12 protein-coding genes and 1 pseudogene are annotated in these 20,001 nt (G+C 73.3%); 8 read left to right on the forward strand and 5 right to left on the reverse strand.

All coding sequences use genetic code 11. The features are described 5' to 3' along the window. Positions 1 to 58: 58 nt before the first annotated feature. The gene (locus ABEB07_RS28415; protein ID WP_345670963.1) at positions 59 to 625 is read right to left on the reverse strand and encodes a hypothetical protein; all 567 of its coding nucleotides are present in this window, start codon (positions 623 to 625) and stop codon (positions 59 to 61) included. Between the two features lie 421 nt (positions 626 to 1,046). On the opposite strand from ABEB07_RS28415, the gene ABEB07_RS28420 reads away from it, so the two are divergent. The 5 genes and pseudogenes from ABEB07_RS28420 to ABEB07_RS28440 all read left to right on the forward strand — a co-directional run bounded on the left by ABEB07_RS28420 (position 1,047) and on the right by ABEB07_RS28440 (position 8,964). After that, complete coding sequence (locus ABEB07_RS28420) at positions 1,047 to 3,878, forward strand: nitrate- and nitrite sensing domain-containing protein (protein WP_345670964.1); 2,832 nt, start codon at positions 1,047 to 1,049, stop codon at positions 3,876 to 3,878. After that, positions 3,875 to 4,309: a roadblock/LC7 domain-containing protein gene (locus ABEB07_RS28425; protein WP_164588613.1), complete on the forward strand. Its 435-nt coding sequence runs from the start codon at positions 3,875 to 3,877 to the stop codon at positions 4,307 to 4,309. Before ABEB07_RS28420 ends, ABEB07_RS28425 begins: the two co-directional genes overlap by 4 nt. Positions 4,310 to 4,318: 9 nt before the next feature. Continuing rightward, on the forward strand, positions 4,319 to 4,714 hold the full coding sequence (locus ABEB07_RS28430; RefSeq protein WP_164588612.1) for a DUF742 domain-containing protein: 396 nt from the start codon (positions 4,319 to 4,321) through the stop codon (positions 4,712 to 4,714). 24 nt (positions 4,715 to 4,738) lie between these two features. Next, positions 4,739 to 8,375: pseudogene (locus tag ABEB07_RS28435) on the forward strand (hydantoinase B/oxoprolinase family protein). Further along, entirely contained in the window at positions 8,356 to 8,964 is a 609-nt protein-coding gene (locus ABEB07_RS28440) for a GTP-binding protein (RefSeq protein WP_176148182.1), read from the forward strand. The pseudogene ABEB07_RS28435 and the gene ABEB07_RS28440 overlap by 20 nt, the downstream one beginning before the upstream one ends. A gap of 41 nt (positions 8,965 to 9,005) precedes the next feature. Here the strand turns inward: ABEB07_RS28440 and glpK are convergent, their stop codons facing one another. Next, on the reverse strand, positions 9,006 to 10,526 hold the full coding sequence (gene glpK, locus ABEB07_RS28445) for a glycerol kinase GlpK (RefSeq protein ID WP_345670965.1): 1,521 nt from the start codon (positions 10,524 to 10,526) through the stop codon (positions 9,006 to 9,008). 360 nt (positions 10,527 to 10,886) lie between these two features. Here glpK and ABEB07_RS28450 point away from each other — a divergent pair, with 360 nt between their 5' ends. Next, entirely contained in the window at positions 10,887 to 11,423 is a 537-nt protein-coding gene (locus ABEB07_RS28450; RefSeq protein WP_176148180.1) for an NUDIX domain-containing protein, read from the forward strand. A 2-nt stretch (positions 11,424 to 11,425) separates the two neighbouring features. Here ABEB07_RS28450 and ABEB07_RS28455 read toward each other — a convergent pair whose 3' ends face one another. After that, positions 11,426 to 13,792 carry a glycoside hydrolase family 31 protein gene (locus ABEB07_RS28455; protein WP_345670967.1) on the reverse strand — a complete coding sequence of 789 codons (2,367 nt, stop codon included), beginning with the start codon at positions 13,790 to 13,792 and terminating at the stop codon, positions 11,426 to 11,428. Positions 13,793 to 14,001: 209 nt separating this feature from the next. On the opposite strand from ABEB07_RS28455, the gene ABEB07_RS28460 reads away from it, so the two are divergent. After that, positions 14,002 to 15,969: an acetoacetate--CoA ligase gene (locus tag ABEB07_RS28460; RefSeq protein ID WP_345670969.1), complete on the forward strand. Its 1,968-nt coding sequence runs from the start codon at positions 14,002 to 14,004 to the stop codon at positions 15,967 to 15,969. Between the two features lie 234 nt (positions 15,970 to 16,203). Next, positions 16,204 to 17,100 (forward strand): hypothetical protein, encoded by an 897-nt coding sequence (locus ABEB07_RS28465; protein ID WP_345670971.1) that lies wholly within the window; start codon positions 16,204 to 16,206, stop codon positions 17,098 to 17,100. Between the two features lie 95 nt (positions 17,101 to 17,195). On the opposite strand, the gene ptsP is transcribed toward ABEB07_RS28465, so the two are convergent. Together ptsP and ABEB07_RS28475 are read right to left on the reverse strand one after the other, a co-directional pair. Further along, the gene (gene ptsP, locus ABEB07_RS28470; RefSeq protein WP_345670970.1) at positions 17,196 to 18,866 is read right to left on the reverse strand and encodes a phosphoenolpyruvate--protein phosphotransferase; all 1,671 of its coding nucleotides are present in this window, start codon (positions 18,864 to 18,866) and stop codon (positions 17,196 to 17,198) included. A gap of 77 nt (positions 18,867 to 18,943) precedes the next feature. Next, a complete protein-coding gene (locus tag ABEB07_RS28475; RefSeq protein WP_176148176.1) occupies positions 18,944 to 19,393 on the reverse strand; it encodes a PTS sugar transporter subunit IIA in 450 nt (149 codons plus the stop codon). Positions 19,394 to 20,001: the final 608 nt, after the last annotated feature.

Consider the following 20,001-nt stretch of genomic DNA (forward strand, 5'->3'; position numbering starts at 1 on the left):
GGGCGGCGGCGCCTCGGCGCCGCCGCCCGCCGGGCAACCGCCCGCGCCGCCCCGTCCGCTACGGGTGCGAGAGCCGCCCCGCGCCGCCCCGGCGGCGTATGCGCTCCTGCGTGCGCTCGACCACCCGCGCCTCCCGCCGGGCCCGGCGCCGCTCGCGCCGCAGGGAACGCGCGGTGCTGTTCGGCGCCGAGACCACGCCGTTGCGCTGGCTCCACACCTGGCGGGTCACCCACACGTCGAGCGCCGCCCAGGTGGCCACCACCGTGCTCGCCACACTGCTGAGAACCATCGGGAAGGCCAGCCAGGACCCGGCCATGGTGCACAGGAACGCCACCACGGCCTGGATGAGCGTGACGGCGATGATCAGCACCGCCCGCACCGCCGCCTCGCGCACGGGGTCCGGCAGCCTGCGCCGCCGCGCCGGCTCCTCCACCCACAACGGCCGGCAGGAAGGCCGCCCGGCCTGCCCGGCCGATTCCCCGGCGGCCGCGGGCTGCTCCCGGCCGGGAGCGGGACCCCGGCCGCCTCTGGCCGCCGGAATGTCGTGATCCGGCGCCCGTCGCACCGCCGCGGACCTCGCACCGCCCCGGTCGGCGGCCCTCTCGTGCCGCTCCGCCGTGTCCATCAACGTGTCACTCCCCACCGCCAGCAGACCGCTCGCCCCGGTGTCCGAAGAACCGGCTCCCCAGTGGGCTGCCCGGCTTGCGCTGCTTTACGCCGCCCAGGTGCGGGACGCGGCTCCAGTGACTCGTTCCGCCCCCATGCCCCATGAGGAAGGACGAGTGGGACGGCGTGAAGATTCCCGGGAGACGAAAAATATCGGCCACCGGATCGGACACCCCGGCCCCTCGCGGCACCTCCACCACCTTCGCATTCCGGACGGCGATCTCCCGCCATGCCCGGACAACTCGGCATCTGTCGTCGCTGGCGCGGAAGTTCGGCTTCCGTTCGTCCCTTCGAGATCCCTGTGCGTCGGTAGTAGGCTCGCGCCGTTTGTTGACGCACATGTGTACCCCCGGCCGGCGGGGGTCGAGCTGGGGGAGGCCATGCGCTTTCGCGGGAAGTCCATCCGCCGGAAGATCGTGGCGCTGCTTCTCGTGCCGCTGCTGTCCCTGACCGCGATCTGGGCGTTCGCCACCGTGCTCACGGGACGGCAGGCGACCCGGATGTTCGACACCTCCTCCGTGATGGAGAAGATCGCCTACCCCACCGAGGACACCGCCCGCGTTCTGCAGCAGGAACGGCGCCAGACCCTCGTCTACCTCGCCGACCCGCGCGCCTTCGACGGCCTCGCCGCGCTGCGCCGCAGCCGCACCGCCACCGACCGGGCCCTCGCCGAACTCCGCGGCAACGCCCGCGACTCCGACGCCCGCGACGCCCTGGGCGCCGGCTCCCGCGGACGGCTGACCGCCGTGCTGGACTCCTTCGACGGCATCGGCACCCTGCGGCGCGGTGTCGAGGACGGCACCCTCCGCCGCGCCCAGGCGCTCGACCTCTACAACCGCCTGGTCGACCCCTGCTACACCCTGCTCGCCGGCCTCCACGTCGTCGATGACGCCACGCTCGACCAGCAGTACCGCGCCCTGGTCAACCTCGGCCGCGCCCGCGAACTCCTCGCCCGCGAGGACGCGCTGCTCGGCTCCTCCCTGGTCGTCGGCGCCCTCACCCGCGACGAGACCCGCGACATCTCCGAACTCGCCGCCCAGCGCACCCTGCTGTACGACATCAGCCTGCCGCTGCTGCCGGCCGACGAACGCGGTCGCTACCAGCGGTTCTGGGCCAACGCCGCCTCCGCCCCGCTCAGGGGGGCCGAACGGGCCACCGTCGCGACGGTGTCGGGCATGCCCCGCGGAGTGACCGCCAAGAGCTGGGACACCGCCGCCGGCGACGCCCTCCACCAACTGCGCGCCCTCGACGACCAGGCCGAGGACCGCTACGAGGACCGCGTCCGCCCGGTCGCGATGAACGTCATGCTCCAGGCCGCCGTCGCGGGCGTCCTCGGTCTGATCGCCGTCCTCGTCTCCCTCTTCCTGTCCGTGCGCATCGGCCGGGGCCTCATCCGCGACCTGCGCCAGCTGCGCACCGAGGCGCACGAGGCGTCCGGCGTCCGCCTGCCCAGCGTGATGCGCCGCCTCTCCGCCGGTGAACAGGTCGACGTGGAGACCGAGGTGCCCCGCCTCGAATACGACAGGAACGAGATCGGCGAGGTCGGCCAGGCCCTCAACACCCTTCAGCGCGCCGCCGTCGAGGCCGCCGTGAAACAGGCCGAACTGCGGGCCGGCGTCTCCGAGGTGTTCGTCAACCTCGCCCGCCGCAGCCAGGTCCTGCTGCACAAGCAGCTCACCCTACTCGACACGATGGAACGCCGGACCGAGGACACCGAGGAACTCGCCGACCTGTTCCGCCTGGACCACCTGACCACCCGGATGCGCCGGCACGCCGAGGGCCTGGTGATCCTCTCCGGCGCCGCCCCGTCCCGGCAGTGGCGCAAACCCGTGCAGCTGATGGACGTGGTCCGCGCGGCCGTCGCCGAGGTCGAGGACTACGAGCGCGTGGAGGTCCGCCGGCTGCCGCGCGTCGCCCTCACCGGCCCCGCCGTCGCCGACATCACGCACCTCGTCGCCGAACTCCTGGAGAACGCCACGGTGTTCTCCCCGCCACACACCGCGGTGCAGGTCATCGGCGAACGCGTCGCCAACGGCTTCACCCTGGAGATCCACGACCGCGGCCTCGGCATGTCCGCCGAGAACCTGCTGGACGCCAATCTGCGGCTCGCCGAGACGCCCGAGTTCGAGCTCTCCGACACCGACCGGCTCGGACTGTTCGTGATCAGCAGGCTCGCCCAGCGCCAGCACGTCCGCGTCTCGCTCCAGCCGTCCCCGTACGGAGGCACCACCGCGATCGTCTTCCTGCCGGACGCGCTGCTCACGGACGACGTGCCCGACACCAACGGCGTCGGCTTCCGTCTGGACCGGCAGCGGCCGGCGGAGCGCGACGACACCCGCGGGGGCGGCCTCGCCCGCACGGCCACCCAACTGCCGGGACTGCCGGTCTCCGTCCTGGACGGACCGGTGGAGCTGGGGACCTCGGTCGACCTGGCCGCCATCGAGGAGTTCCCGGACGCCCTGGACGACGAGGACGGGGAGGGCGGCGGCCTGTTCCGCCCGCGCCGCGCCGTACCCCGCCCGCGCTCGGACGAGACGCTGCCTCGTGACTTCGCCGAGCACCGGGGCGGCGAGGGCGAGGGGGCGGGGGAGGACCGGCCGGTGCCGCTGCCCCAGCGCCGGACACCCAAGCTGGTCAGCTCCCACGGACGCCCGGTCGCCGAGCAGCGCGGCCGCCGCGACCGGAGCGAGGGCAAGGTCGAAGACAAGGACAAGGGCGGCCCCGGACAGGGGCGGGAGGAGCCCGCGGCCCCGCTGCCGTCCAGGCGCCGCGGCGAGAGCCCCCTCGGCAAGCCCGCCGCCCCGGCGGAGCGCCCCGGCGGCCCCGGCGTCCCGTCGGCGGCCCAGGGCGACGGCGACGGCCCGGAACAGCCTCCCGCGCTTCCGCAGCGCACCCGCCGGCCGGCCCTGGCCGCCGGACCCGCCGACGACACCGGCACGGACCCGGCGGCGCCCCCGGCCCCGCCGGCGCCCGACAGCGCGGGACTGCCCCGCCGCGTACGGCAGGCGAGCATCGCCCCGCAGCTCAAGCGCATGCCCCGGCGGCGCACCGAGGACGCGGCGGACCCCGCCGAACGCGACGCCGACGAGGTACGCAGCCGCATGGCCTCGCTCCAGCGCGGCTGGCAGCGCGGCCGCGAGGAGAACGCCGCGGGCGACGACGCCCGCGACGGCAGCACAGCACCAGGAACGACAGAGGGGGACGGTCGATGACCGCACCGAAGGCGACCGGCCACACCACGACCGACAGGGGGCAGCTCAACTGGCTCCTCGACGACCTCGTGGAGCGGGTGAAGAGCATCCGCAAGGCCATCGTGCTCTCCGGGGACGGCTTGCCGACCGGGGTGTCCAAGGACCTGACCAGGGAGGACAGCGAGCACCTCGCCGCTGTCGCCTCCGGCTTCCACAGCCTCGCCAAGGGCGTGGGCCGGCACTTCGAGGCGGGCAACGTCCGGCAGACGGTCGTGGAACTGGACGGCGCCTTCCTGTTCGTGACCGCCGCCGGCGACGGCAGCTGTCTGGCCGTCCTGTCGGACGCCGACTCCGACGTGGGCCAGGTCGCCTACGAGATGACGCTCCTCGTCAAGCGGGTCGGCGTGCATCTGGGGGCCGCTCCGCGCACCGATCTGCCCTCCGGCGGGTAGTGGGATGGCATGAGCGCAGACGGCCAGGCAGGAAGCCACTGGTTCGACGACGACGCCGGACCGGTGGTCCGCCCGTACGCCATGACGCGGGGCCGCACCACCCACGCGGCCCAGCACCGCCTCGACCTGATCGCGGTCGTCGTCGCCGAACCCCACGTCGACGACCCCGAAGCCGACGACACGCTGTCCCCGGAACACGTGGACATCGTCGAACTGTGCCGCGACACCCCGCAGTCCGTCGCCGAACTCGCCGCGGAACTGGACCTGCCCGTCGGCGTGGTCCGCGTGCTCGTCGGCGACCTCGTGGACGAGGAGTACGTCCATGTGAACCGCCCGGTTCCGCCGGCCGAGCTGCCGGACGAGAGTATTCTGCGCGACGTGATCAACGGCCTGCGGGCGCTGTGAGCGGCGTGGAAGCGGAGTAGCGACGTGACGGGCTGGCAGTTCTGGATCGACCGAGGCGGCACGTTCACCGACATCGTCGCGCGCCGCCCGGACGGCCGCCTGGTCACCCGCAAACTCCTGTCCGACAACCCCGCCCGGTACGCCGACGCGGCCGTCGCCGGGGTGCGCGAACTCCTCGCCGGGGCCGCCGGGCCCGTGGACTCGGTCCGCATGGGCACGACCGTGGCCACCAACGCCCTGCTCGAACGTCGGGGGGAGCGCACCCTCCTCGTCGTCACCCGCGGCTTCGGCGACGCCCTGCGCATCGCCTACCAGGACCGCCCGCGCATCTTCGCCCGCCGCATCGACCTGCCCGAACTCCTGCACGAGCGGGTCGTCGAGGTCGACGAGCGGATCGCCGCCGACGGCACCGTCCTGCGCGCCCCCGACCTGGACGCCCTCGCCGGCCCCCTCCAGAAGGCCTACGACGACGGGATCCGCGCCGTCGCCGTCGTCTGCCTGCACAGCCATCGGCACCCCGCGCACGAACGCGCCGTGGGCGAGTTGGCCGCGCGCGTCGGCTTCCCGCAGATCTCGCTGTCCAGCGAGGTCAGCCCCCTGATGAGACTCGTCCCGCGCGGCGACACCGCCGTCGTGGACGCCTATCTCTCGCCCGTGCTGCGCCGCTACGTACAGCGGGTCGCCGACGACCTGCACGGCGTACGGCTGATGTTCATGCAGTCCAACGGCGGGCTCACCGAGGCCGGACGGTTCCGCGGCAAGGACGCGATCCTGTCGGGGCCCGCGGGCGGCATCGTCGGCATGGCCCGCATGTCCGAGCTCGTCGGCCACGACCGGGTCATCGGCTTCGACATGGGCGGCACCTCCACCGACGTCTCCCGCTACGCGGGCGCCTACGAACGCGTCTTCACCACCCGGATCGCGGGCGTCCGGCTGCGCGCCCCCATGCTCGACATCCACACCGTGGCCGCCGGCGGCGGCTCCGTCCTGCACTTCGACGGCTCCCGCTACCGGGTGGGCCCCGACTCGGCCGGCGCCGACCCCGGACCGGCCTGCTACCGGCGCGGCGGCCCGCTCACCGTCACCGACGCCAACGTCATGCTCGGCCGCGTCCAGCCGGACCACTTCCCCGAGGTCTTCGGCCCCGGCGGCGACCAGGCACTCGACGCCGCACTCGTCCGCGACCGGTTCACCGCGCTCGCCCGCGACATCCACGAGCGGACCGGCGACGACCGCACCCCGGAGCAGGTCGCCGAGGGCTACCTGCGGATCGCCGTCGCCGGCATCGCGGGCGCCGTCAAGCGGATCTCCGTGCAGCAGGGCCACGACGTCGGCCGCTACGCCCTCACCACCTTCGGCGGCGCGGGCGGACAGCACGCCTGCATGGTCGCCGACGCGCTCGGTATCCGCACTGTCCTCGTCCCGCCCATGGCGGGCCTGCTGTCCGCGCTCGGCATCGGCCTCGCCGACACCACGGCCATGCGCGAGCAGTCCGTCGAGGCACCGCTGGAACCCGCCGCCATGCCGGGCGTCGGCGAGAGGGCCCGCCGCCTCGAAGAGGCCGCCCGCGCCGAGCTGCGCGGCGAGGACGTCCCCGAGGAGCGCGTCCGCGTCACCCGCCGCGCCCAGGTGCGCTACGACGGCACGGACACCGCCCTCACCGTCGAACTCGCCGAGCCCGACGCCATGAAGCGCGCCTTCGAAGACCTTCATCGCCGCACTTTCTCCTTCACCCTCGACCGTCCCGTGATCGTCGAAGCCCTCTCCGTGGAAGCCACCGGCATCACCGCACCCCCCGATCTCTCCGCCCTCGCCCCGTACCGGCCCGCCCGCACGGACGGGCCCGCCGCACCGCGCCCCGTCCGGCTGCACACCGGCGGCGCCTGGCGCGACGCACCCCTGCACCGACGCGAGGACCTGCCCCCGGGCAGCGCGGTCACCGGCCCGGCGGTGATCGCCGAGTCCGGTGCGACGACCGTCGTCGACGACGGCTGGCGGGCCACCGCGACCGACGACGGGCATCTGCTGGTGGAACGCACCACGATTACGGAGAGTTCCCGACCCGACACGGAAGTCGACCCGGTTCTGCTGGAGGTCTTCAACAACCTGTTCATGTCCGTCGCCGAGCAGATGGGCGCCCGACTCCAGTCCACGGCCCAGTCGGTCAACATCAAGGAACGCCTCGACTTCTCCTGCGCCCTGTTCGACCCGGACGGGAACCTGGTCGCCAACGCCCCGCACATCCCCGTCCACCTGGGCTCCATGGGCACCAGCGTCAAGGAGGTCGTCCGGCGGCGCGGCACCCGGATGCGGCCGGGCGACGCCTACGCGGTCAACGACCCGTACCACGGCGGCACCCACCTGCCCGACGTCACCGTCGTCACCCCGGTCTTCGACGCCGCGGACACGCACGGTGACCGCGTCCTCTTCCACGTCGCCTCCCGCGGCCACCACGCCGAGATCGGCGGCATCGCCCCCGGCTCCATGCCCGCGGACAGCCGCACCATCGACGAGGAGGGCATCCTCTTCGACACCTGGCCGCTCGCCGAGAACGGCCGCCTGCGCGAGAGCGAGACCCGGCGTCTGCTGACCTCGGGCCCCCACCCCTCGCGCACCCCGGACACCAACCTCGCCGACCTGCGCGCCCAGATCGCCGCCAACCAGAAGGGCGTGGACGAGGTCGGCCGCATGATCGAGGAGTTCGGCCTCGACGTCGTCCAGGCGTACATGCGACACGTCCAGGACAACGCCGAGGAGGCCGTCCGCCGCGTCATCGACGCCCTGGACGACGGGGAGTGCGCCTACGAGACCGACTCGGGCGCCGTCATCCGCGTCCGGATCCGGGTGGACCGGGCGCGGCGCTCTGCCATGATCGACTTCACCGGCACCTCGCCGCAGCTGGACACCAACTTCAACGCGCCCCGCTCGGTCGTCGACGCCGCCGTCCTGTACGTCTTCCGCACCCTGGTGGCCGACGACATCCCGCTCAACGACGGCTGCCTGCGCCCCCTGGAGATCGTCGTCCCGGCCGGCTCGATGCTGAGCCCCGAGCCGCCCGCCGCCGTCGTCGCGGGCAACGTGGAGACCTCCCAGGCCGTCACCGGCGCCCTCTACGCGGCGCTCGGCGTGCAGGCGGAGGGCTCCGGGACGATGAACAACGTCACCTTCGGCAACGCGCGGCACCAGTACTACGAGACCGTGGCCTCCGGTTCCGGCGCCGGCGACGGCTTCCCCGGCGCGAGCGCCGTGCAGACCCACATGACCAACTCCCGGCTCACCGACCCCGAAGTCCTCGAATGGCGGCTGCCCGTGCGGCTGGAGGAGTTCGCGGTCCGGCGCGGCAGCGGCGGCGCCGGCCGGTGGCCCGGGGGAGACGGCGCGGTGCGCCGCATCCGCTTCCTCGAACCCATGACCGTCTCCACACTGTCCCAGCACCGCAGGGTCCCGCCGTACGGCATGGCCGGGGGCGAGCCGGGCGCGCTCGGCTCCGCCCGGGTGGAACGAGCGGACGGCACGGTCGTGGCCCTCGGCTCCAGCGGTTCGGCGGACGTCGGCCCCGGCGACGTGCTCGTCGTCGTCACCCCCGGCGGCGGAGGCTACGGCCCACCGTCGCCCGACCCCTCGAGCAGGAGAAGTGATCGATGATCTTCGGGCGTTCTGAGCGCGGCAAGCCCCCGGTCGAGCCCGTCACGCTCAAGATCCTGGTGGCCGGCGGCTTCGGCGTGGGCAAGACGACGCTGGTCGCGGCGGTCAGCGAGATCAGGCCGCTGCGCACCGAGGAGGTGCTCACCGAGGCGGGCCGTCCGGTCGACGACGTCAGCGGTGTGGAGGACAAGCGGACCACCACCGTGGCCATGGACTTCGGCCGCATCACCCTGCGCGAGGACCTGGTGCTCTACCTCTTCGGCACCCCCGGGCAGGAGCGGTTCTGGTTCATGTGGGACGAACTGTCCGAGGGCGCCCTCGGCGCGGTCGTCCTCGCCGACACCCGCCGCCTGGAGGACTCCTTCGCCGCCATCGACTACTTCGAGCGGCGCGACATCCCCTTCCTCGTCGGCGTCAACTGCTTCGAGGCCGCCGCCCGCTACCCGGCCGGGGATGTCCGCCGCGCCCTCGATCTGGACGACGGCGTCCCGCTGCTGCTGTGCGACGCGCGCGAGCGCGAGTCGGTCAAGGAGGTCCTCGTCGGCGTCGTCCAGCACGCGATGAAGTACGCGGCGGACCGCCGCCGGCGCGCCGTCACCACCTGACACGCGCGCGTGCCGCACGCCGGCACGCCTGCGGGCGCCTCCTAGTCGTCGCCGTCCTCCAGCCAGCCGAAGCTCTTCTCCACGGCCTTGTGCCAGTTGTGGTGCTCGCGGTCGCGGACGGCGGGTTCCATGGACGGCGTCCACTCGGCGTCCTTCTTCCAGTGCGACTTCAGCTCGTCCAGGTCGTTCCACACCCCGGTGGCGAGTCCGGCCGCGTAGGCGGCGCCCAGACAGGTGGTCTCGGAGACCCGGGGACGGATCACCGGTACGCCGAGCACGTCCGCCTGGTGCTGCATGAGCAGGTTGTTCTTCGTCATGCCGCCGTCGACCTTCAGGGTCGTCAGCTCCACCCCGGAGTCCTGGTACATCGCGTCCACCACTTCACGCGTCTGCCAGCTGGTCGCCTCCAGCACCGCCCGCGCGAGGTGCGCCTTGGTGACGTACCGGGTGAGGCCGGTGACCACCCCGCGCGCGTCCGAACGCCAGTACGGTGCGAACAGGCCGGAGAACGCGGGCACGATGTACGCGCCGCCGTTGTCGGCGACGCTCGCCGCCAGCGGCTCGATCTCGTCCGCGGTGCGGATGATGCCGAGCTGGTCGCGGAACCACTGCACCAGCGCGCCCGTGATGGCGATCGCGCCCTCCAGGCAGTAGACCGGCGCCTCCTCACCGATCTTGTAGCCCATCGTGGTGAGCAGGCCGCTCTTGGAGGCCACGGGCCGGTTGCCGGTGTTCAGCAGCAGGAAGCTGCCGGTGCCGTAGGTGTTCTTGGCGTCCCCGACGTCGTAGCAGGCCTGCCCGAACACGGCCGCCTGCTGGTCGCCCAGCGCCGACGCCACCGGAACGCCGGCCAGCGGGCCCATGGCGGTGCCGTACACCTCGGCGGAGGACCGGATCTCGGGGAGGACCGCCTCCGGGATGTTCATGGCGGACAGGATGGACTCGTCCCACTGGAGGGTCTCCAGGTTCATCAGCAAGGTGCGGCCGGCGTTGGTGACGTCGGTGACGTGCCGGCCGCCGTTCGTGCCACCGGTCAGGTTCCAGATGAGCCAGGAGTCGATGGTGCCGAAGGCGATCTCGCCGCGCTCGGCGCGGTCGCGCAGACCCGGTACGTGGTCCAGCAGCCAGGCCGCCTTCGGGCCGGAGAAGTAGCTGGCGAGCGGCAGCCCGGTCTGCTTGCGGAAACGATCCTGCCCTTCGGAGCCGCCCAACTCGTTGCACAGCGCCGCCGTACGGGTGTCCTGCCAGACGATCGCGTTGTGCACGGGCTTGCCGGTGGCGCGGTCCCACAGGACCGTCGTCTCGCGCTGGTTGGTGATGCCCAGGGCGCTGACCTGGTCGGCACGCAGCCCCGCCTTGGCCGTCGCGCCCGCGACCACCGCCTGGGTCTTGGACCAGATCTCCGTGGCGTCGTGCTCGACCCAGCCGGGCCTGGGGAAGATCTGCCGGTGTTCGCGCTGGTCGACCGCGACGATGGAGCCGCTGTGGTCGAAGACGATGCAGCGGCTCGAAGTGGTGCCCTGGTCGATGGCGGCCACGTACTTCTCGGCGTTGTCCGTCATGGCTACCCCTAGGTGGCGAGGGAAGCGGCCGAGGGCCGGGAGCCGCCGGCCCCCGATGCCCTCACTGGTGTCATTTTGTCCCACAGTGACATGAATCTGCGCGGGATGAGCGGCGAGCGCGACCGCCCCGGCCGGGAGCGGGGCCGGTGGGCGGCGGACGCGGGCGGCGCCGCCCGAGGGCGCACGGCGGACGCGAGCGACGACCGGACGTCACGGAAAGTGTTCCGACGCGCACGACAGGCGTCAACCCGTCCGACGGCGACACGAGCGGCCGCGGCCCCCGTCCCGCCCCCCAGGAGACGACGGGCGCCGGGCCGTCCGAGGCGAGACGCTTGTCGTCTCATCGGATACAGTCCGCGCGTGTCCGAGAATCAGCACCCGCCCGCCAACTCCGCACCGGGCTCCCACTGTTCGAACTGCGGAGCGCCCTACGCGGAGGGCGTGTCCGGCTGGCCCCGCACCTGCCCCGCCTGCGGCACCGCGGCCTACCGCAACCCGCTGCCGGTCGCCGTCGCCCTCCAGCCCGTGTACGACACCAAGGGCGCCGCCCTGGTCGTCATCACCCGCACCATCGCCCCCGCGCGCGGAGGCACCGCACTGCCGGGCGGCTACATCGACGACCGGGAGGACTGGCGGCACGCCGTGGTCCGCGAGCTCAAGGAGGAGACCGGCATCGACGCCGCCGGCCGTGACGTACGGCTCATCGACGCCATGAGCGCGCCCGACGGCCACCTGCTGCTCTTCGGCCTGCTCCCGGAGCGCCCGGCGGACTCCCTGCCGCGGTCCGCCGCGACGGACGAGACGGAGGGCTGGCACCTGCTGCGCAGACCCGGGGAACTGGCCTTCCCGCTGCACACCATCGCCGTACGCGCCTGGTTCGAGGGCCGGTACGTCTGACCTCAGCGCCCGTCCAGCCCCCGCACCCGCACCGGACGGGCGGGCACGTCCGCGCCGTCCTCCCGCTCGCTCTCCACGACCACCCGCCCGTCCCGACGGCGCACCGTGTACCGCTCGACCGCCGCCTCCCCCCACCCGTCGCCGGGGTCCGGCACCACCAGCCCGCCCCCGGGCCGCCCCGGGGCCGGCGCCCACACCTCCAGCTCCAGCCCGCCCTCGTCCCCGCGCACCGGGATCACGGCCCCCGCCCGCGCGAACACCGGGATCCGCGCCAACGGCGCGTCGACGACCACCTGCCCCGGCCCCTCGTACGCCCGCCCCGTCGCCGTGTCGTACCAGCGCCCCCGCGGCAGCCGCACCTCACGCCGGTCCACCCCCGGCTGGAGCACCGGAGCCACCAGCAGGGCGTCGCCCAGGAGGAACGCGTCCTCGCAGTCGCGCAGCGCGCGGTCCTCCGGCGCGCCCCACCACACCGGACGCACGTACGGCGCCCCCGTGCGCCGGGCCAGCCGCGCCAGCGACACGAAGTACGGCAGCAGCCGACGGCGCTCGACCAGCGCCGCGCGCGCGTGCCGCAGCACCTCCTCCCCGAACCCCCACGGCTCCCGGCAGCCCGCCCGCGCACCCGCGTGCGTCCGCATCAGCGGCAGATACGACGCCAGCTGGAACCAGCGCAGATACAGCTCGGGCGACGAGGCCCCGTCGGACCCGCCGACGTCCGGCCCCGAGTACGGCACCCCGCACAGACCGAGCCCCAGCACCAGCGACAGCGACGCCCGCAGCCCCGGCCAGCCGGCGGCCACCTCGCCCGACCACGCACCGCCGTATCGCTGCATCCCGGCCCAGCCCGAACGGGAGAGGACGAACGGCCGCTCATCGGACACCAGTTCGCGCACCCCCTCGTACCCGGCGCGCGCCATGCACAGCGCGTACACGTTGTGCGCCTCGCGATGATCGCCGCCCCGGCCCTCCAGCGCGTGCCGGGCGGAACGGGGGAGCGTCCTCTCGCCGAACGCGGCGAAGGAGGTCGGCTCGTTCATGCCGTGCCAGAAACCCGCGAACCCCTGTGCGAGCCGCTCCTGGTAGAGCGCGCCCCACCACTGCCGCACGCGCGCGTGCGTGAAGTCCGGGAAGACGACCTCCCCTGGCCGCGCCACCCCCCGCACCAGCCGCCCCGACGCGTCCCGCACGAAGGCGTCCTCGCCCGCGCCCGCCTCGTACACGGCGGTGCCCGACCCGGCCCGCACCGCCGGATCGACGACCGACACCAGCCGGATCCCGTCCCGGCGCAGCTCCTCGGCCAGCACGGGCAGCTTCGGGAAGCGGTCCTGATCCACCGTGAACACCTGGTGCGCCTCATGGTGGTCGACGTCCAGGTGCACCGCGTCCAGAGGCAGCCCGTGCGCGTGATGGCCCGCGACGACCCGCCGCACCTCCTGCTCGTCGCCCGCACCCCGGCGGGCGTGCTGATGGCCGAGCGCCCACGCGGGCGGCACCGCCGCCGGCCCGGTCAGCGACGCCCAGGTCTGCGCCACGCGCGCGGGAGTGCCGACGACCACCCAGCAGCGCAGCGGCCCGCCGTCCATCCTCAGCTCGCTCACCCCCGCCCGGTCGTGGCCCGACCCGGCGCCCTCCGCACCCTCCCGCAGCGTGACCGTGCCGTCCCAGGAGTTGTCGTGGAACACCAGGTGCGTGCCCGCGTCGGCGACCACCCACTGGACCGGCATGGTGATGTGCAGCGGATCGTCCTGCGGCCCGAACGGACGACCCGGGTCGGCGTTCCACAGCCGGTGGACGCCGTCACGCAGCCGCGGCCCCGACGCCCGCCCGCCCAGGCCGAAGAACCGGGCGTCGGCCGCCACCTCCGAGCGCTGCGCCCAGCGCGCCGGCCCGCCACCGGCCGGCTCCCACCACCGCGGCGGCAGATCGCGCCGCAGCGGCACGCCCCCCGGCGTGCACACCTGGACGGCGCCGCGCCGCGAGACGGCGACCGTGACCCGCTCGGCCACGACCCGCCAGCCGCCGTCCTTGTCCGGCTCCAGCACCGCCCGCGGGTCCGGCTCCGGACAGCGGCCGGCGAGCGCGTACGACGGCTCGGGCCCCGCCCCGTCCCACCCCCAGAACACGGCGCCGTTGACGGCGACCTGGATCCGCAGCCGCGACCGGCTGAAGCGCACGACACCACCCCCCGGCCGCGGCTCCGCGTCCACCACCACACCGGGCACCCGCGCACGCTCCGCCCCCCGCGGCGGCAGGCCCCGGGCGTCGGCACGCCGCCTGCGCCAGGCGGCCCGCACGGTGCGCACCCCCTGGGCCGCCCCCGCCGAACCGACCGCCTTCACCGAACGCACCAGGTCACGAGCTTCCATGCCGCTCACCCTGCCACCGACCGATCGCCGTGCGGGCGTCGTTCAACTGCCGTTCACCCAGGCCCGGCCCCTCTGCGCGACCCGGACCGACGGGGCGAGCCCTGGTGCGCGAGTCGATCACATGGCATCGTCCGTGTCAGCCGCGTCACGCGCACACCCCAGCACGTGCGCGGACCGACGCACACGACGCGCACAGTCCGGGAGCCGCCATGCCGACCGTGAACCCCCAGCCGCTCTGGCAGCCCGATCCCCAGCGGATCACCGACGCACAGATCACCGCGTTCCAGGCCTGGGCGGCCGCACACCACGGAGCGCCCGCCGAGGGCGGATACCCGGCCCTGCACCGCTGGTCCGTCGAACAGCTGGACACCTTCTGGAAAGCCGTCACCGAGTGGTTCGACGTGCGGTTCTCGACCCCCTACGCGCGCGTGCTGGGCGACCGCTCGATGCCCGGCGCCCAGTGGTTCCCCGGCGCGACCCTGAACTACGCCGAACACGCCCTGCGCGCCGCCGACGCCCGCCCCGACGAGCCGGCCCTGCTGCACGTCGACGAGACCCACGAACCGCGCCCCGTGACCTGGGCCGAACTGCGCCGCCAGGTGGGCTCCCTGGCCGCCGAACTGCGCGCCCTCGGCGTACGCCCCGGCGACCGCGTCAGCGGCTACCTGCCCAACGTCCCCGAGGCCGTCGTCGCCCTGCTGGCCACGGCCGCGGTCGGCGGCGTCTGGACGTCCTGCGCCCCCGACTTCGGCGCCCGCAGCGTCCTGGACCGGTTCCAGCAGATCGAACCGGTCGTCCTGGTCACCGTCGACGGCTACCGCTACGGCGGCAAGGAGCACGACCGCCGCGACGTCGTCGCCGAACTGCGCCGCGAGCTGCCCACCCTGCGGGCCGTCGTCCACGTCCCGCTGCTCGGCACCCCCGCCCCCGAAGGCGCCCTTGAGTGGTCGTCCCTCACCTCCGCCGACGTGCCGCCCGTCTTCGAACAGGTGCCCTTCGAGCATCCGCTGTGGGTGCTGTACTCCTCCGGCACCACCGGCCTGCCCAAGGCGATCGTGCAGTCCCAGGGAGGCATCCTGGTCGAGCACCTCAAGCAGCTCGGCCTGCACTGCGACCTCGGCCCGCACGACCGCTTCTTCTGGTACACGTCGACCGGCTGGATGATGTGGAACTTCCTCGTCTCCGGCCTGCTCACCGGCACCACGATCGTCCTCTACGACGGCAGCCCGGGACACCCCGACACCGGCGCCCAGTGGCGGGTCGCCGAACGCACCCGAGCCACCCTGTTCGGCACCTCCGCCGCGTACGTCATGGCCTGCCGCAAGGCGGAGGTGCACCCCGCCCGCGACTTCGACCTGTCCACGGTGCGCTGCGTCGCCACCACCGGCTCCCCGCTGCCGCCCGACGGCTTCCGCTGGCTGCACGACGAGGTCGGCGACGACGTGTGGATCGCCTCCGTCAGCGGCGGCACCGACGTCTGCTCCTGCTTCGCCGGCGCCGTGCCCACCCTCCCGGTCCACATCGGCGAACTCCAGGCGCCCTGCCTCGGCACCGACCTCCAGTCCTGGGACCCGAGCGGCGCCCCGCTGGTCGACGAGGTCGGCGAACTGGTCGTCGCGAGCCCCATGCCGTCCATGCCGATCCACTTCTGGAACGACCCCGACGGCACCCGCTACCACGACAGCTACTTCGCCATGTACCCCGGCGTCTGGCGGCACGGCGACTGGATCACCCTCACCGCACGCGGCTCCGTGATCATCCACGGCCGCTCCGACTCCACCCTCAACCGCCAGGGCGTCCGCATGGGGTCCGCCGACATCTACGAAGCCGTCGAGCGGCTGCCCGAGATCCGGGAATCCCTCGTCATCGGCGTCGAACAGCCCGACGGCGGCTACTGGATGCCCCTCTTCGTGCACCTGGCCCCCGGAGCCGTGCTCGACGACGCCCTCCTCGGCCGCGTCAAGCGCACCATCCGCGAACAGCTCTCCCCCCGCCACGTCCCCGACGAGATCATCGAGGTCCCCGGCATCCCGCACACCCTGACCGGCAAGCGCATCGAGGTCCCGGTCAAGCGCCTCCTCCAGGGCACTCCGCTGGAGAAGGCCGTCAACCCCGGCTCCATCGACGACCTCGGCCTCCTGCACTTCTACGAGGACCTGGCCCGCAAGCGCGCCTGACGGCCCCGCCCGCCCGACCCGCCCGGCCTCGACCCACGCCATGACGCTCCGCGACGTCCGAGGGCGGCCGGGCCGACAGCGGACGATCCCGGCTGTACCGCATCCGACCTGCGCGTCTCAGCACCGTCGGATCCGTTTCCACCTCGCCCCCACCCCGTTGTCAGTGCCCCCGATTACTGTGAGTGACAACTGATCGACCCCTGCGCGCAGGGGAGACCGAACATGGGGGACAACATGGCGCACACCGACCACCACACCCCGCGACGCGACCTGCACCGGGAGATCGCCGGCACCATCGGCCTGCTCACCGACGAACAGGACTTCCGCGCCATGCGGCGCTACCGCACCTTCACCTTCGACGACCACACCGCCTACCTCCAGCAGATCGAGGAACTCCTCAAAACCCGGGCCGCGGAGGGCGGCCACACCACCGTCGCCCTCTTCGACCCCGAGGAATACGCCGCGTACTGCGCGGACGCCGGCCTCGACCCCGACGCCACCGCGAGCCGCACCCGCTACACCGCCGAACTCGCGGCCACCGGCCCCCACCTCCCCTACGACGGCCGGCCCCTCGCCGAACTCGTCCCCGACCTCGTCGGCGAAGCCATCCGCCAGGCCACCTGGGAGTACGCCTCCGTCCTCCTGTCCCGGCTCGGCCCCTGCGCCTCCTGCGGCGAGGACATCGGCCGCGCCGCCTTCGCCAGGGCCGCCGAACTGATCGCCCGCGTCCTCGACACCGCGCCGCCCGGAGACCGGCACCTGGTCTGCAGCGCCTCGACCACGCCGGAAACCCTCTCCGCCGTCCTCCACGCGGACGACGAGAGCGACGGCGCGGTCCGCCTGGACGAGGCCGAAGCCCTCGAATTCACCACGGTCCTCGCCCTCGGCATCGCCACCCGCAGCCCCGGCGGACTCGTCATGCGCACCATCGCCCCCGGCGTCCCGGACCGGATCTACGGCTGGCGCCTGCGCGGCGACGGCCTGGAGCCCCTCACCGCGGGCGAGGTGTTCGACGCCTACTGCACCGACGTGGAGTCCGGCGACCTCGTCGCACCGGAGTCCGGCGTCGACTACTGCACCCCGCCCGACCTGGGCGAAGACGGCCCGCCGACGTCGCCACACACCCACTGAACCGCCGCCCCACCGGGTGCGGGACACAGGAGGGGCGCCCCACCCGCGGGTGAGGCGCCCCTCCTGAGCCGGCCGGGCGACGGCCGGCGGCCGGATCACTCGCCCGACAGCACCGCCTGCGCCGCCTGCCGCGCTTCCTCGGCGCTGTCCGCGGCCCGTGCCGCGGCAGCGGCGCGCTCGCACTGCGCGAGCGTGTACTTCGCCAGCGTCGCCCGGACGTAGGGAAGCGACGCCGCACCCATGGACAGGGAGGTGACGCCCAGACCGGTCAGCACACACGCCAGCAGCGGGTCGGAAGCGGCCTCACCGCAGACACCACAGCTCTTGCCCTCGGCCCCGGCCGCCTCGGCGGCCATCGCGACCAGGTCGAGCAGCGCGGGCTGCCACGGGTCCTGCAACCGGGACACCGCGCCCACCTGCCGGTCGGCGGCGAAGGTGTACTGCGCGAGGTCATTGGTACCCAGCGAGAGGAACTCGACCTCTTGGAGCACCGAGCGGGCCCGCAGTGCCGCCGAGGGGATCTCGACCATCGCACCGAACTTCGCCCGCAGCCCCGCCGCGCGGCAGGCGTCGGCGAACGCCTTGGCGTCCGCCCGGTCCGCCACCATCGGAGCCATGACCTCCAGGTGGACCGGCAGCCCCTCGGCGGCCTTGGCGAGCGCCGTCAGCTGCGTGCGCAGCACCTCGGGGTGGTCCAGCAGCGTCCGCAGACCGCGCACACCGAGAGCGGGGTTCGGCTCGTCGGCCGGCGTCAGGAACCCGAGCGGCTTGTCCGCGCCCGCGTCCAGCACCCGCACGACCACTCGGCCCTCGGGAAACGCCTCCAGCACCTGCCGGTACGCCTCGACCTGCTTCTCCTGCGACGGCGCCTTCTTGTCGTCGTCCAGGAAGAGGAACTCGGTCCGGAACAGGCCCACACCCTCGGCGCCGGCCTCGACCGCCGCGGCCACGTCGGCGGGACCGCCGATGTTGGCGAGCAGCGGCACCCGGTGCCCGTCGGAGGTGGCGCCCGGACCGGTCGACCCGGCCAGCGCGGCCCTGCGCTCGGCCGCCGCGGCCGCCAGCAGCGCCTTCTTCTCGGCACTCGGGTTCACGAAGACCTCGCCGCTGCTGCCGTCCACCGCCACCACGGTGCCCTCGGCCAGCTCACCGGCGCCGGGCAGGGCCACGACGGCCGGCACCCCGAGCGCCCGCGCCAGGATCGCGCTGTGGCTCGTCGGCCCGCCCTCCTCCGTGACGAAGCCGAGGACCAGCGCCGGGTCCAGCAGCGCCGTGTCGGCGGGAGCGAGATCCCGCGCGACCAGGACATAGGGCTCGTCGCTGTCCGGCACGCCCGGCATGGGCACACCGAGCAGGCGCGCCACGATGCGGTTGCGCACGTCGTCCAGGTCGGCGACCCGGCCCGCGAGGTACTCGCCGGCGTTGGCCAGCAGATCCCGGTAGGCGGCGAAGGCGTCGTAGACCGCGCGTTCCGCCGTACTGCCGACAGCGATGCGCCGGTCCACGTCGGCGATCAGCTCGGGGTCCTGAGCCATCAGGGCCTGGGCCTCCAGCACCGCCTGGGCCTCGCCGCCGGCGAGATTGCCGCGCGCGGTCAGGTCGGCCGCCACAGCCTCCACGGCCTGACGGGCGCGCCCCTGTTCGCGCTCCGCCTCGTCCGCCGCTATCTGCTTGGCGGGCGGCTCCAGCACCGCCGTACCCATGTGCCGAACCTCGCCGATGGCCACACCGTGGCTCACACCGACGCCTCGCAGCGTTGTCTCCATCTCACCCGTCTCCGTTGGTGCGGCGGCCGGGCCGCCGTGGTGGTCGTTCTGGTCGCCGTGGTCAGTACGGCGGGGTGTCACTTCCAGGAGAAGAGACTGTCGCCGGTCTTCAGCTCGCCGCTCTCGCGCAGATCGGTGAGCGAGTCGGCGGTGGCCTCCAGGGCCACGACCGGGCAGACGGGGGACTTGCCGGCCGCCTCGACGGCGGCGGGGTTCCAGCGCACCACGGCCTGGCCGCGCGTCACCGTGTCGCCCTTGTTCACGAGCAGCTCGAAGCCCTCGCCGTTGAGCTGAACGGTGTCGATGCCCAGGTGGGTGAGCACCCCGTGGCCCTGGTCGTCGACGACGACGAAGGCGTGCGGGTGCAGCGAGACGATGACTCCGTCCACGGGAGCGACCGCCTCGGACGGCTCGCGCACGGGGTCGATGGCGGTGCCGGGGCCGACCATGGCGCCGGCGAAGACCGGGTCCGGCACGTCGGCCAGTCCGATGGCGCGTCCGGCGAGCGGTGACGTCACGGTGGTCATGGGAAGCCTCCCAGGGGTGGAGAGTCGATCGGCCGTCACTGCTTGTCCTGGACGGCGCGCTGTGCAGCAGGGTATGTCACGGTAAATACCGGTTCCGGGCGAGAGCTTACGACAGCTCCGATTGGTGGTCTAGACCACCCTTCCAACGGATTTGCACCCACTCGGCCGAGCGCTGTAGAGTCGTACTCCTGCCGGGGACGAGCGACGCAGACAAGCATGCTCACCTGGCGGCATCCAACTTGTCGGATCCTATCTCGGGATCATCTTCCGCATGTCTGCGGGACGGTGGTCAGGGAGACCGGAAAAGCCTGATAGAGTTTGGATCACCGAAGGGAAGCCCGGAGGAAAGCCCGAGAGGGTGAGTACAAAGGAAGCGTCCGTTCCTTGAGAACTCAACAGCGTGCCAAAAGTCAACGCCAGATATGTTGATACCCCGTCTCCAGCATCAGCTGGGACGAGGTTCCTTTGAAAAACACAGCGAGGACGCTGTGAACGGTCGAGCCTATTCCGCTCGACTGTTCCGCTCTCGTGTGTGTTTATCCCGATCACGGGAAAACATTCACGGAGAGTTTGATCCTGGCTCAGGACGAACGCTGGCGGCGTGCTTA

Source organism: Streptomyces similanensis, from assembly GCF_039543625.1.
Lineage (GTDB): Bacteria > Actinomycetota > Actinomycetes > Streptomycetales > Streptomycetaceae > Streptomyces > Streptomyces similanensis.